This window comes from Deltaproteobacteria bacterium, from assembly GCA_005879795.1.
In the GTDB taxonomy this organism is placed as follows: domain Bacteria; phylum Desulfobacterota; class Binatia; order DP-6; family DP-6; genus DP-6.
In genome coordinates, this window is sequence record VBKJ01000048.1 from 1 (window position 1) to 12,796 (window position 12,796).

Consider the following 12,796-nt stretch of genomic DNA (forward strand, 5'->3'; position numbering starts at 1 on the left):
GCTCTCGCATGCGCTCGGTGCCCTCGTGGTGGCGCTCTCTACGCTCGGGATCGAGTCGTGGCCCGGCCAGCTCCCGTACGGGGCCGAGCAGGCGCGCGAGATCCATCGGCAGGACGCTGCCTTTGCGACGCTCGCGGGCCTGCAGGGCGACGCGCGCATCTGGGTCGCCGCTAACTTCGTCGTGCCGGGCTTCGCGCCGCGGCTCGCTACCCTGCACGGCGTGCGCTCGTTCCAGGACGCCGAGCCGCTCTATCTCGCGCGCCAGAGGGACTACCTGACGTTCCTCTTCGGCGGCGTGGGCTCACCGCTGGAGTGGGTGCGCGACATGAAACAGCTCGTCACCCGGGCTCGCCTGCTCGATCTCGCGAGCGTCCGCTACGTCGTCGTGCCATACGGCGAGGGGCTCGCCGACGCGCTGCAGTCGATCGGCATGCAACCGCGGGCCTTCGAGGCGCCCGGCGTGAGGCTCCTCGAGAACCCGCGCGCGGTCCCGCGCGCGTACGTCACGTACCGTACGCGGCCGACGCTCGCCCAATCGCCCCTCGTGCTGCCCGAGCTCGTCCGCCCGGACTTCGATCCTCTCGAAGCGAGCTACGTCGAAGGCACCGCGCCGCTGCCCGACGATCCGACGGCGCCGCATGGCCATCCGGTGACCATCGTCATCGACCAGCCGCACGTCGTCGAGATCGAAGCGAATTGCGGCGCGCCCGGGCTCGTCGTCCTCACCGACACCTTCGCCGTGGGCTGGGAGGCGACCGTCGATGGATCCCCGGCCCCCGTGCTGGCGACGAACCACCTCTTCCGTGGCGTGCCCGTTCCCGCCGGGAGGCACCGCATTCGCTTCGTATACCGCTCGCGGGCGGTACCAGCCGGGGCGATACTCAGCCTCGCCGCGTGGTGCCTTCTCGGTGTCCTCGGCCTCGGGAGACGTCGACCTGCAGGCCCTCCGTGAAGGCCCGCCCGTCGAACGTCGGCTGGCGCGCACGTTCTCGGCCGCCTCGAGGCCGCGGGCGCGCGGCTCCTACCGCGAGAGCTCTGGTTCGGCGGCGTGATCCATACTGCGACAACTTCGTGGACCTGATGGGCGCGGGGCTCGGGGCTGCCTAGCCCAGCAGCTGCGCCAGATGGTCCAGCGCGGGGCCCCACCCGGTGGCGTGTTCCCCGGCGCCGTCGCCCTCGTCGGTGAGGACGAGCTGCGTGCCCACGCCGCGGTCGAGGAACTCGACCGTGCACCGCGTGCGCGAGAAGACCGTGCCGCCGCGGGCGAGGCTCATGTCGAACTCGAGCAAACGGCCCGGTTCGACCTTGCGGTACTCGCCGGCCTCGACGAACGGCGTCTCACCGGGCATACCGGACGTCGCCTGGTAGCGGCCGCCGACACGCACCTCGAGCGCGTCGATCGAGAGCGTCATCCCATCGGCGGGGCTGTACCAGCGCGCCATCTCGGCCGCGTCCGTCCAGGCGCGGTACAGGCGCTCGCGTGGGGCGGCGAAGGTACGCGCGATGCGCAGGCTGTCGGGGCGGTTGATCATGGCTGTCCTCCTTGAGATCGATGTAGCGGTGCCAGGCCGCGCGCAGCTCGTCCCGGAGCGCGTCCGGAAGCTCGAGGTCACCCATGGCCTCTTCTCCTCTCACTGGTGAATGACGGATGGGTGGGCTCCCAGGATACGTCGCCGGTGGCTCAGCGCCGCTGCCGCTCGTGCCACTCGGCGGGGCGCATCATCACGCCGGCCGCCACTGCGGCACGAGGTCCCCATCCGGCGAGGGCGCGAAGTCGACCACCATCGGCATGTCCATGCGGAGCTGGTCGGCCGTCGCCCCGACGAGCCCGCCGATGGTGCGCACGCCCTCCTCGCACTCGACCAGCACGACGGGATAGGGGACGCGCTCCTTCCACGCCGGCAGCACGGGCGGGTGGACGACGACCCACGAGAGGAGCCGCGCCCGCCCACTCGCGCGGGCCCATTCGCTCTCGAGCGAGAGGCAGTGCGGGCACATGGGACCCGGGGGATGCCGCCAGCCCCGGCAGCCCGTGCAGCGCTGGAAGCGAAGCTCGCGCGCGCGAGCCGCGGCCCAGTAGGGCACCCAGTCGGGACCGCCCGTGCGGCGGACGAACTCGTCGGCCATGCTAGGAGTCACCGCGGAGCAGCAGCGCGCCCGTCGGTACCATGTTGCCGCTGGTCACGAGCGAGAGCTTCGCGCCCGGCACCTGGTTGAGCGACGTGCCGCGGATCTGCCGCGCCGCCTCGATGATCAGGTTGATGCCGTGGACGTACGCCTCGGAGAGGCTCCCGCCGCTCGTGTTGCACGGGAGGCGCCCGCCCAGCTCGAGCCCATGGTCCTCGACGAAGGCGCCGGCCTCGCCCGCCTTGCAGAAGCCGTACTCCTCGAGCGAGGCGAGCACGAGGGGCGTGAAGGCGTCGTAGAGCTGCGCCACCTGCACGTCCTTCGGCCCCACACCCGCCATGCGCCAGAGGTCGCGCGCCGCGTAGGCGCCCGGCGACTCGAGGAGCGGGTCCTTGAAGTAGTTGTTCATGGTCCAGTTGCGCGGTCCCATGCCCTGCGCGGCCGCCATGACGTAGGCGGGCTTCTGACGGAGGTCGCGTGTCAGGTCGGAGGCCGCGACGATCACCGCCGCGGCGCCGTCGGTCTCGAGGCAGCAGTCGAGGAGGCGGAGCGGGTCGGAGATGAGCCGCGACCGCTGGTGGTCCTCGACCGTGATCGGCTCGCGCATCATGGCAACGGGGTTGTTCGTCGCGTGCCGGCGGCAGGCGACCGCGATCCAGGCGAGGTGCCGCGACGTGTAGCCGCGCTCGTGGAGGAAGCGGCGCGCGAACATCGCAACCTGGTCGACCGGGCGGACGAAGCCGTAGGGCGAGAAGAGCGCGGTCTCGTTGGTCTCGGCGGCGATGTTGTCGCGCTCACGCGAGGTCCCGGCCCACGGCCGCCCGCCCGAGCCGCGGTTCCGCGAGCGGTAGACGAGCACGCAGCGCGCCATGCCCGCCGCGATCGCGGCGGCCGCGTGCCCGACCACGCCGCACCCCCCGCCCCCGCCGTAGCCCACCTCGCCGAAGAAGCGCAGGTTGGGGATGCCGAGGCTGCGCGCGATGGCGTTCTCGGAGGTGAGCTGGATGCTCCACTTCGTCATGCCGTCGATGTCCGACGGCCGGAGCCCGGCGTCCTCGAGCGCCAGCTTCGCGGCCTCGAGCGCCGTCACCTCCTCCGGGCGGCCGATGTCCTTGGCGAAGGGGAGCTGGCCCAGGCCGACGATCGCGGCCTTGTCCCTGAGCGACACGGGCCGCGTCTAGCACACCCCGCGCGCGGACGAAAAAGGGCGCGCGCTCCGGCAGACGCGGGCGACGCTCGGGCGCCTACTGCCGGCTGATCGTGTAGTGCAGCCGGTACGACCCGCCGGTCACGGCGCACGTCACTCCGCTCGGGCAGTCGTCGTCGCCCAGGCAGAGCTGGCTCATCGTGGTCGAGCAGGAGCCGCCCGCGCCGCCGACGCTCGACGTGACGTAGCTCAGCGAGCTGCCGCCGGTTCCGAACTCCGGGCCGCCGAACGAGACCTCGAAGTCGCCGACGTCGTGGCTGTCGGCCTGCAGGCACTTGGGCCCGTCGTCGAGGCCGTAGAGCTCGAGCGTCCGCCGGAGGGACGTGCCGTACAGCTGCCCCTCGCGGCAGTCGAGGCTCCGTCCCGACCCGTGGAGCCGCAGCGTGCCGCTCGCCGGCAGCGCGGTGTCGAAGCCGAGGTCCTCGGAGATCGTGCCCGGCGTCATGACGGTCTCCAGGCCCGTGAGCCGCTGCCAGTCGCCATTGGTCTCGAAGAAGACCTCCCAGCCCGGGATCGGGCCGCCGAGCGTGAGGCATTGCTCGCCCCGCGGGCAGGGCGTGACGCTGCAGTCCTGCGTTGTCGTCACGGAGCAGCGCTTCTTCTCCGCCATGGCGGGCGCGACGGGCTTGAGCGGGTTCAGGATCTCGATCGCCGTCACGTGGACGAGGAGCCGCGTGACCGGCGTCTCGTCGCGCCGCCAGCCGGTGAAGATCGTCTTGCCGACCATGCTCGGCAGCCGCCCGCGCACCCGGGACGTCATGTCGACCACGGCGTGCACGTGCGGCGGCGTGCCGTCGACGAGGGTCGTCCGGACCCTCGCCCGCGGGAGGCCGTGCGGCGTCTGGTCGATCACCTTGATGCGCGGGAGGCCCCGGCTCCCGGCCGGGCGCGGCGGCAGCGGGATGTCGAACTCGAAGTCGGTCGCGTTGACGTTCGCGAGCGGCTGGGAGAGCGGGAAGCACTCCGTGGTGGTGACGAGATCGAACGGGTGCGCGCGGTGCGTGACGACGCACCGGTCGCCGGCGCCGCCGCCGTTGGGGGTGAGCCACACGTCGGTGCGGGTCGCGAGACGTCCGCCCTTGCGCCGGCGAGAGAACGCATGGCCGGCGCCGAGGCGGCTCACCGCGACCGCCTGCGGGGGATGGAGCTCGCTGTGGTAGTTGAAGACGGTCCCGATGCAGTTCTCGCCGGCGATGCAGGCGACGCAGGCGGGCGCTGCGCAGTCGCTGTCGAGCACGCAGGCCTGCGCCGTCGTGACCGAGCACGCGCCCTCGGGGGCGGGGTCGCCGTGGCCGCAGTCCCATATCCAGCGGCCGACGGTGGTCATGCGATCGCCCGTGCCGGCCCAGGCGAAAAGGGGATAGCTGCCGATCTCGAGCTCGAACTCGAGCTGGCCCGCCTCCTCGCCCTTGGGACCGACGTTGCCGGTCGCGACGAACGCCATGTCGGCGGGGTCGACGTCCAGGAAGGTGTTCTGGTCGTCGGTCAGGTGGTTGCCGGAGAAGTCGCCGCCTTCGTTGATCTTCGCGAGCGACACCGTCCCGTGGAGCGTGATCGGGTCGGCGTCGGGCGGGGCGTGCGGGCCGACGTCGATCGCCGCCCACTCGGGATTGATCAGCGTGAGCTGATCGGTGACCCGCGGATGCTTCGCGATCGGGTAGCAGCCGCCGCCGTCCATCTGCGCCTCGGCGGAGACCGCCTCGTTGCTGTCGATGTAGGCTGCGCGGGCGGGAGCGAGGAAGACGGCGAGCGCCACCGCGCAGAGGAGCGGCTTCATCGCGACACCTCCCCCTAGTACACGACCTCGCAGGCGGGGCTTCTGCATCGGCCGCAGGATCTGTAGCACAGGGGGCAGAGCGCGACGAAGCGTGCGCGCGCGGGCCGGCGGGCCATCGCGGCCGCCCGCGACCCCGGCCCGGAAGCTCCTCACGCCTCGGCGCGGACGCGTACCGCCACGGCGGCGGGGCGTGGTATGGTCGCGGCGATGGCCGATCTCGCCGCCCGGCTTGCCGCGGTCAAGGACCGGAGCACGCTCCGCATCACCACGCGCGGGCGGCGGACGGGCAAGCCGCACTCGGTCCCGATCTGGTTCGTGGTCGACGGCACGACCCTCTATCTCGCGACCCTGAACGCGAGGCGCGACTGGGTGCGCAACGTGCGCAGGACGCCCGAGGTCGTCCTCGCGATGGGCGACCTCGGGGTGCGCGGCCGGGTGAGCGTCGTCACCGATCCCGCGCTCGAGGGGCGCATCCGCGAGCTCCTGGCGCACAAATACTGGATGGCGTGGATCGGGTCGTGGTTCGGGATGGGCCCGGAGGCGACCTTCCGCGTCGACGATCTGGAGGTCGCATGAACGACGTGCAGGCCCGCAGCCTCGATCACGCCTCCGTCCGCATCGCGGACCTCGCCCGCGCGCGCGCCTTCTACGAGGGCCTGCTCGGCCTGCGGCTGGCGCCGCGGCCGGATCTCGGCTTTCCCGGCGCGTGGTACGACCTGGGCGGCGCGCAGCTCCATCTCATCCAGCAGCAGAAGATGTTCGAGGACATCGACCCCACCGATCCGCACCTCGCGCTGCGGGTGGACAGCGTCGAGCGGGTGCGGCAGACGCTCGACGCGCGCCGCATCCCGTACCTCCACTTCGGCGGCCCCCAGCTCTGGATCCGCGATCCCGACGGCAACGTGGTGGAGCTCTGCGAGCCGCGCTGATGGCAGCGGCCGGCCGCGTGTGCTAGCAAGCGGCGCGGATGGGCGGCCTGCGGCAGGACTTCGCCGCGCTCCTCGCCGCCGGCGGGCAGACCGACCTCGCCCGCGCCGCACTCGCGATTGCGCGCATCGCCTACCCGGACCTCGACCCGGCGCCGTACGTCCGGCAGCTCGACGACCTGGCGGCCGCTGTCCGCCCGCGCCTCTTTCCCCGGGCCTCGCCGGAGGCCGCGGTCACCGAGCTCGCGGGTTACCTCTTCGGCGAGTGCGGCTTTCGCGGCAACCAGGAGGAGTACTACGACCCGCGCAACAGCTACCTGAACGACGTCCTCGAGCGCCGCACGGGCATCCCCATCAGCCTCTCCGTCCTGCTGATCGAGACCGGCGTGCGCCTGGGCCTCGGCATCGAGGGCGTCGCGTTTCCGGGTCACTTCCTCGTACGCGTGGCGGGCAGCCGCGGCCCGGTCCTCCTGGACCCCTTCTTCAGCGGCCGCCCGATCGGCGAGCGCGAGCTCCTCGCCCGCTATCGCACCTTCCTCGGCAGCGGCGCGCCCGCGCTGCCGCCCGAGGCGCTCGCGACGGCCGACACGCCCGGCATCCTCACCCGCATGCTGCGCAACCTGCTGGGCGTCTACCTCGACCGGAACGACCACGCGCACGCGCTGGCGGCGGCCGAGCTCCTCCTCGTGCTCGTGCCGGACTCCGCCGACGAGCTGCGCATGCGCGGCCTCCTCTACGAGCGCCTCGAGTGCTTCGGCGCGGCGCTGGACGACTTCCGGCGCTACCTCGAGCTCGCCCCGGGGGCGCCCGACGCGGAGCAGATCCACGAGCGCGTGGCACGTCTCGTACGCATCGCGGCCGCCATCCACTGAGGCGCGTGGGCCAGCGCGCGCGTCGTGCCTACGGGCACCCTCCCGGAGCCGGCGCGTTCCTCGCCACGTACTTCTTCCCCGCCTCGAACTGCGTCTGACCGCCGAACTCGAGGCAGTAGCGGCGGCTGCCGAGCGTCAATACGACGTCGACCGGCGTCGGGTCGGTGGCGAGCGAATGACCCAGCCCCGCGCCGTGGCCCACGCCCTTCACCAGCTTGCCCGGCTTCACGATGATCGTCGCGATGGGGCTCTGCGCCTGGTACCGCCATCCCTTCGACGGATCGCGCCGCTTGAGCGGGTGCCAGCCGGCCGCGCCGAGCGGGTAGGTCGAGTCGAACCCACCGGCGTTCGACAGGACGCGCAGGCTCCCGCCGAAGAGCGTCGGGTCGTCGGCCGTGCCCGGACCCGCGTTCGTGAAGGACGTGTCCCTGGAGACCACGACCAGCCCGCGCTTCCGGGGCACGCCGCTCTTGTCCCGGAGGAGGAGCGTCGTCCCCGAGACCGTCTGCGCGCCGCCGCCAGTGAGCGTCGTGCTGGTCGTGGTCTCGGGCACGGTCGTCGTCGTGGTCGTCGTGGGGTTGCACAGCGTCACCTGGTAGTCCCCCGTCTGGGTCTCTCCGGCGTCGAACACGCGGAGCGTGTAGCCCCCGAGGCTGGTCGCGAGCGTCCGCGAGTCGGCTCCGCACACGCCCCCGAGCGACGCGCCGCTGGGATCGTAGAACTTCCAGCAGGCGTTCAGCATCCCGCCGACCGTCTTGGTCTCGATCCTCACGACGTCGCCCGCCTGCCCGCTCACCCGGTAGGTGTCGCTCTCGCCCTTCAGGTCGAGCGAGCCCGTGCGCACGTCCCCGCAGGCGAGAGGCTGCGCGCAGTTGTGCGCGGTCTCCGAGACCACGACCAGGTTCACGTCGTAGGTGCCGGTCTCCGTGTCGTCGTTGTCGGAGACGCGGATGGTGTAGCCGCCCGCCACCGCCAGCGTCTTCTCCGTCTGCCCGCAGGCCGTACCGAGGGAGATACCCTGGGGATCGTAGATCTCCCAGCACGCGGTGAGGAACCCGGCCGTCTCGCGCGAGGTGATGCTGACCGCTTCACCCGCCGCCGCGACGAAGCGATAGGTGTCGCTCTCGCCGGTGGCGGCGATGTTTCGAGCGAGGGTCTCCCCACAGAGGATCGGCTGTGCGCAGCTGGAGGCCGTGTCCGAGATCACCACCCGGTTCAGGTCGTAGGTCCCGGTCTGCGCGTCTGCGTTGTCGAAGACGCGGATCGTGTAGGTACCGCTGGCCGCCAGCGTCTTCTCGGCCTGCCCGCAGGCCCCGAACACCGAGATACCCTGGGGGTCGTAGAGCTTCCAGCAGGCGGTCAGGAAGGCGCTCGTCTGCCGCGCGGTGATGCTGACGGTCTCGCCGGCCCCCGTGCTGAACTTGTAGGTGTTGCTCTGCCCCACGACGTCGATGCTCGCGGCCAGGGTCTGCCCGCACGCGATGGCCTGCGCACAGTTCGAGGCCGTGTCCGACACCACGACGAGGTTGAGGTCGTAGGTCCCGGTCTCGTTGTCCCCGCTGTCGGAGACGCGAATCGTGTACGTGCCGGCGACCGCCAGCGTCTTCTCGGTCTGCCCGCAGGCTCCGACCACCGAGATGCCCTCCGGGTCGTAGAGCTCCCAGCAAGCGACGAGGAAGGCGCTCGTCTGGTGCGCGGTGATGCTCACCGTCTCGCCGGCCTCCACGCTGAACTTGTAGGTGTTGCTCTGCCCCACGTCGTGGATGCTGCCGGGAAGGCTCTGTCCACACGTGACGGCTTGCGCGCAGCTCGCGGCCGAATCCGACACCACCACGACGTTCACGTCGTAGGTGCCCGTCTTCGAGTCTGCGACGTCGTGCACGCGGATCGTGTAGTTGCCTGCGAAGGCGAGCGTCTTCTCCTCCTGGCCACACGCACTCGCCACGGCGCTGCCCTGTGGGTCGTAGAGGTTCCAGCAGGCGGACATCCCGCCGCCCGTCGCCTTCGCGGTGATGCTGATGGTTTCGCCGGCGACGGCGAGGAACTGGAAGGTGCCGCTCTCCCCGACGTCCGCGATGCTGCGCGGCAGGGTCTGCCCGCAGGCGATCGGCTCCCCGCAGTTCGACGCCGTGTCCGAGACGAAAACCAGGTTTACGTCGTAGGAGCCCGTCTTCGTGTAGCTGCCGTCGAAGACCCGGATCGTATAGCCGCCCGCGAAGGCCAGCGTCTTCTCGCCCTGCCCGCAGGCCGTGCCGAGGGACTGTCCCATCGGATCGTAGAGCTCCCAGCAGGCGCTCAACCCGCCGCCGGTCTCCTGCGCGGTGATGCTGACGGTCTCGTGCGCCGCCGCGACGAAGCGATAGGTGTCGCTCTCGCCCACGCTCGTGATGTTCCGGGGCGGGGTCTGCCCGCAGACGAGCGGCTCGCCGCAGTTCGAGGGAGTATCCGACACCACCACCAGGTTCACGTCGTAGGCGCCGGTCCTCATGTTGGGGTCGAACACCTCGATCGTATAGGTTCCCGCTGCCGGCAGCGTTCGCGTAGCCTGCCCACAGACGGCGGGGTCGAGCGGGCCCGTCGGCCCTTGCAGGCGCCAGCACGGCTGAAAGACGCCCGCGGTCACCTGGGTCGTGATGCTAACGGTCTCGCCCATGCCCGCGGAGAACTGGTAGCAGTCCATCTCGCCGCTCACGGACAGCGCCCCGCTCATGGTGTCGCCGCACGCGATCGCTGCGCACGTTTGGGCATCCGCGCTCGAGCCGAGCGCTGCCACGAGCGACACGGCCGCGAGCAGCAGCCTCGTGAGGGTGGGCTGTGGGCGACGGACCATCGACATGCTCCTCCTCCCTGGTGGGCTCCTTTCGCCGATTCGACCCCGGATGTCCAGCATGGAAGGAGGCCGTAGATCTAGTCGACATGTAAGTACTTGAAATCACTCGCTGATCCGCCCGCGCAGTCAGGCAGGCCGCAGCTGGTGGGCGACCGCGAGGAGGCACGGGCGTGCCGTTCGCCCGGGGCCGCGCCGCGAGCGCGGGCTCGCGTGCGCATGAGGACGCACCCGGATGGGCCGGACGCGGCGCGCCCTGGGTCAGGGCACGACGATCCGGTACGTGACCGTGCCGGTCGCGACCACCAGCCCCGAGCCTCGCTCGCTCACCGTCACCTGGTTCAGGAAGATCTCGTCGTTCCGCCGCCAGGTGCGCGCCTCGGCGATCACGTCGGCGCGCGCCGGGGCGTGATAGCTCACGTGGATGCCGACCGTCGAGGCCTTGTAGCGGAGGTCGAGGCCGGCAATCGACCACGACGCCATCGCGCCGGTGGTGTCGAGGAGCGCGGCGAGCGCGCCCTCGTGGATCGCGCCCTCGTGGTCGGTCTTGTCGGGCGTGAGCGGCATCCGGATGACGGCCTGGCCGTCGTGCATGTGCGTGATGGCGAGGCCGAGGCTCGCCATGAACGGCACCGACACGAGGGCGCGCGCGAGCTTCGGCACCTGCCCGCCCGCCGCCGTGGGCTCGGCGCGCGTCACCCGCTGGCGCTCTTGACCGGCCGGCGGACGGTCGAGCGCGCGGTACGTGACCAGCCCCTTCGCGATGCGCTTGCCGCCGTCGTTGCGCACGTCCACGTCGGCGTAGACGATCTCCTTGCCGCGCCGGAGGACCTCCGCCTCGGCGACGATGTCCTCGCCGATGGCGGCGGCGAGGTAGTCGACGGAGAGATCGAGCGTCCCGGCGTCGAACACGGGCCCGTCCGCGAGCCCCGTCGCGGCCGCGAGCACGCCGGCGATGTCGATGGTAGAGGCGGGCACGCCGCCGTGGAGCGCTCTCCCGGGGTTCGAGTTCTCGTCCTGGTACGGGACGCGGACGCGCGCGCGGTCGAGCGCGATCGCCTCCACCACGATGCCGAGCCGGGCGCAGTAGGGCACCCCGGCGACGCGCGCGGCGAGGGCGGCGAGCAGGTCCCCCATCGCCGTCCTCCTATCGCAGTCGCCCGCCGGTATGCTACGGGACGCCGCCTGGCGTACCTGCATCCCATCGTCGGCCTCGTGGCGATCGCGCTCGCCGCGTACGCGGCGAGCCTCGGGGTGCGCAGCCGCTCGGCGCGGCCGGGCGCCGACCGCGCCCGCCGCCGCCACGCGGCGCTGGGGCCGTGGCTCTACACGCTCTTCCTGCTCAACTGGCTCGCCGGCCTGGCGACGGTCGAGTGGCTCACCCCGGACGTCGAGGACGCCGCGGAGACGCACTTCGCCGTCGGCAGCGCCATCATGGCCTGTCTCACCGCGGCGGCGCTCCTCTCGCGCCGCATCCGGGTCGACCGGCGGGCGCGGACGATCCATCCCCTGCTCGGCGCCGCGGCGCTCCTCCTCTGCGGGCTGCAGGTCTTCCTCGGGCTCCAGCTCCTGCCCTGAGGCTCACGACACGCGCGCCAGGCGATCGAGCATCGCCTGGAACGCGGGCACGTCCCCGTAGCGCTCGCCGTGGATCACGCGCGTCGCGCCCGCCTCGGCGTAGCGCACGAGGAGGTCGCGCGCGGCGCCGGGGTCGGCGAGCGGGAGGCGGGTCAGGGCGGCGACCTCCGGGGCGGGCAGGCCCTTGGCCGCGGCCCGCGCGCGCAGATCGGCGGCCAGTGGCCGGAGCGCCTCGGGGTCGAGGCCGATCGGCATCCAGCCCGCGCCGTGCGCGAGGGCGCGGCGGAAGGCGTGCGGCGGCGCCCCGCCGATGAAGAGTGGCGGGCGCGGCGGCCGCGGCCGAAAGAGGAACGGCTGCCCGTTCGCCTCGACGACGTCCGCCGCGAAGCAGCGGTCGAGGAAGGCGAGCGTCGCGTCGGTGAGCGCGCCGCGCCGGCGGTGGTCGACACCCACGGCACGGAACTCGGCCGCCATCCACCCGACGCCGACCCCGAGGCGGAACCGCCCGCCCGACAGCTCCTGCACCGTCGCGATCCACTTCGCCGTCGGCAGCGCGGGCCGGTAGGGCAGCACGAGGACGGCCGTGCCGAGGCCGACGCGCGTCGTCACGCCGGCCAAGTAGGCGAGCGTGGCGAGCGGGTCCAGGTAGCGCCCGTCCGAGCCCTCGGCGTCGTCGGGCGGGATCGCGATGTGATCGACCACCCAGAGATCCGCGACCGCCGACAGCGCGTCCGCCGCCCGCGCCGCCGCGACCAGCGTCTCCCGCGTCGACTGCGCCCCCATGTTGCGAAGGACGACGCCCAGCTGCATCGCTCACCCGTGCGCGTGCCCGCGGGCCGTGTCAACGGGCTCCGGTCCCTTTGGGGGGCGGCGGGGGCCGCGAGCGTGAGCGTAGCGGCGGCCGGGGCGGCCCCGCCGCGACCTTCGAGGGCGCCGCGCGCTGCGTGCAGTGTGCGCGCGCGACGGGCGTCGGCGCCCGAGCGGGAGCGCCGGGGCCGGCCCCGCCGCCGCACCCCGCTACGACCTCGGCCCCCCCTCAGTTCAGCTGCTTGCGGATCGCCGCCAGCGCCGCGCGCGCGTACGCATACCCCGGCTCGATCGCGAGCGCGCGCTCGAACTCGTTCGCCGCCTTCGCGAGCAGCCCCTGCGCCCAGTAGACCTGCCCCAGGTTGCAGTGCGGGTAGTGGCGCGGCTCGTAGCGTGGCGCCTTGATCGCCGCCTCGAGCCAGGGGACCGCCTCGTCGAGACGCCCGAGCTTGATCAGGTACGAGCCGATGTCGTTGTAGGGATTCCCGAAGTCGGCATCGACCGCGATCGCCTCCTTGCACTGCGCGATCGCGTCCTCGAGCCGCCCCTGGAAGCTGTAGGTCCAGCCGAGGAAGGTGTGCGCCTCGGCGGTGGGGTGGAGCGCGATCGACTGCTGGTAGCGCTCGATGGCGGCGTCCAGCTCGCCCTCCATCTGCAGGCGGTAGGCCTCCTGGA

The 12,796-nt window shown here is 72.3% G+C and carries 13 protein-coding genes; 5 read left to right on the top strand and 8 right to left on the bottom strand.

Annotated features, from left to right (window positions below; all coding sequences use genetic code 11):
* Positions 1-952, top strand: a 952-nt coding sequence (locus E6J59_02450; GenBank protein ID TMB23194.1) for a YfhO family protein, incomplete at its 5' end; no start/stop codon positions are given.
* Positions 953-1,103: 151 nt separating this feature from the next.
* Here the strand turns inward: E6J59_02450 and E6J59_02455 are convergent.
* The 4 genes from E6J59_02455 to E6J59_02470 all read right to left on the bottom strand — a co-directional run bounded on the left by E6J59_02455 (position 1,104) and on the right by E6J59_02470 (position 5,111).
* Positions 1,104-1,532 carry an SRPBCC domain-containing protein gene (locus E6J59_02455; protein TMB23195.1) on the bottom strand — a complete coding sequence of 143 codons (429 nt, stop codon included), beginning with the start codon at positions 1,530-1,532 and terminating at the stop codon, positions 1,104-1,106.
* Positions 1,533-1,722: 190 nt separating this feature from the next.
* Positions 1,723-2,127 (bottom strand): hypothetical protein, encoded by a 405-nt coding sequence (locus E6J59_02460; protein TMB23196.1) that lies wholly within the window; start codon positions 2,125-2,127, stop codon positions 1,723-1,725.
* Between the two features lies 1 nt (position 2,128).
* Positions 2,129-3,295: a lipid-transfer protein gene (locus tag E6J59_02465; protein ID TMB23197.1), complete on the bottom strand. Its 1,167-nt coding sequence runs from the start codon at positions 3,293-3,295 to the stop codon at positions 2,129-2,131.
* A 76-nt stretch (positions 3,296-3,371) separates the two neighbouring features.
* The gene (locus E6J59_02470) at positions 3,372-5,111 is read right to left on the bottom strand and encodes a hypothetical protein (protein TMB23198.1); all 1,740 of its coding nucleotides are present in this window, start codon (positions 5,109-5,111) and stop codon (positions 3,372-3,374) included.
* A 195-nt stretch (positions 5,112-5,306) separates the two neighbouring features.
* Here E6J59_02470 and E6J59_02475 point away from each other — a divergent pair, with 195 nt between their 5' ends.
* From E6J59_02475 to E6J59_02485, 3 genes are read left to right on the top strand one after another with little or no spacing between them, the layout of a single operon-like run.
* Positions 5,307-5,687, top strand: a complete 381-nt coding sequence (locus E6J59_02475) for a DUF385 domain-containing protein (protein ID TMB23199.1) — start codon at positions 5,307-5,309, stop codon at positions 5,685-5,687.
* Positions 5,684-6,040 (top strand): glyoxalase, encoded by a 357-nt coding sequence (locus tag E6J59_02480; protein ID TMB23200.1) that lies wholly within the window; start codon positions 5,684-5,686, stop codon positions 6,038-6,040. The genes E6J59_02475 and E6J59_02480 overlap by 4 nt, the downstream gene beginning before the upstream one ends.
* 38 nt (positions 6,041-6,078) lie before the next feature.
* Positions 6,079-6,909, top strand: a complete 831-nt coding sequence (locus E6J59_02485) for a tetratricopeptide repeat protein (GenBank protein ID TMB23201.1) — start codon at positions 6,079-6,081, stop codon at positions 6,907-6,909.
* Positions 6,910-6,937: 28 nt separating this feature from the next.
* Here E6J59_02485 and E6J59_02490 read toward each other — a convergent pair whose 3' ends face one another.
* Positions 6,938-9,739, bottom strand: coding sequence for a hypothetical protein (locus E6J59_02490; GenBank protein ID TMB23202.1), 2,802 nt, complete (start codon positions 9,737-9,739; stop codon positions 6,938-6,940).
* Positions 9,740-9,997: 258 nt separating this feature from the next.
* Positions 9,998-10,936, bottom strand: coding sequence for a PaaI family thioesterase (locus E6J59_02495; protein ID TMB23203.1), 939 nt, complete (start codon positions 10,934-10,936; stop codon positions 9,998-10,000).
* Between E6J59_02495 and E6J59_02500 the strand changes: the two genes are divergently transcribed.
* Positions 10,721-11,314 (top strand): DUF4079 family protein, encoded by a 594-nt coding sequence (locus E6J59_02500; GenBank protein TMB23204.1) that lies wholly within the window; start codon positions 10,721-10,723, stop codon positions 11,312-11,314. The two genes, E6J59_02495 and E6J59_02500, sit on opposite strands and share 216 nt — an antisense overlap.
* A 3-nt stretch (positions 11,315-11,317) precedes the next feature.
* Here the strand turns inward: E6J59_02500 and E6J59_02505 are convergent, their stop codons facing one another.
* On the bottom strand, positions 11,318-12,124 hold the full coding sequence (locus E6J59_02505) for a TIGR03619 family F420-dependent LLM class oxidoreductase (protein ID TMB23205.1): 807 nt from the start codon (positions 12,122-12,124) through the stop codon (positions 11,318-11,320).
* Positions 12,125-12,350: 226 nt separating this feature from the next.
* The gene (locus E6J59_02510) at positions 12,351-12,779 is read right to left on the bottom strand and encodes a tetratricopeptide repeat protein (protein TMB23206.1); all 429 of its coding nucleotides are present in this window, start codon (positions 12,777-12,779) and stop codon (positions 12,351-12,353) included.
* Positions 12,780-12,796 lie beyond the last annotated feature (17 nt).

Bases quoted from the DNA above. Each gene is read 5' to 3' on its own strand.
- E6J59_02455 (TMB23195.1), bottom strand. From the start codon at position 1,532: ATGATCAACCGCCCCGACAGCCTGCGCATCGCGCGTACCTTCGCCGCC.
- E6J59_02460 (TMB23196.1), bottom strand. From the start codon at position 2,127: ATGGCCGACGAGTTCGTCCGCCGCACGGGCGGTCCCGACTGGGTGCCC.
- E6J59_02470 (TMB23198.1), bottom strand. From the start codon at position 5,111: ATGAAGCCGCTCCTCTGCGCGGTGGCGCTCGCCGTCTTCCTCGCTCCC.
- E6J59_02475 (TMB23199.1), top strand. From the start codon at position 5,307: ATGGTCGCGGCGATGGCCGATCTCGCCGCCCGGCTTGCCGCGGTCAAG.
- E6J59_02480 (TMB23200.1), top strand. From the start codon at position 5,684: ATGAACGACGTGCAGGCCCGCAGCCTCGATCACGCCTCCGTCCGCATC.
- E6J59_02485 (TMB23201.1), top strand. From the start codon at position 6,079: ATGGGCGGCCTGCGGCAGGACTTCGCCGCGCTCCTCGCCGCCGGCGGG.
- E6J59_02490 (TMB23202.1), bottom strand. From the start codon at position 9,739: ATGGTCCGTCGCCCACAGCCCACCCTCACGAGGCTGCTGCTCGCGGCC.
- E6J59_02495 (TMB23203.1), bottom strand. From the start codon at position 10,936: ATGCAGGTACGCCAGGCGGCGTCCCGTAGCATACCGGCGGGCGACTGC.
- E6J59_02505 (TMB23205.1), bottom strand. From the start codon at position 12,124: ATGCAGCTGGGCGTCGTCCTTCGCAACATGGGGGCGCAGTCGACGCGG.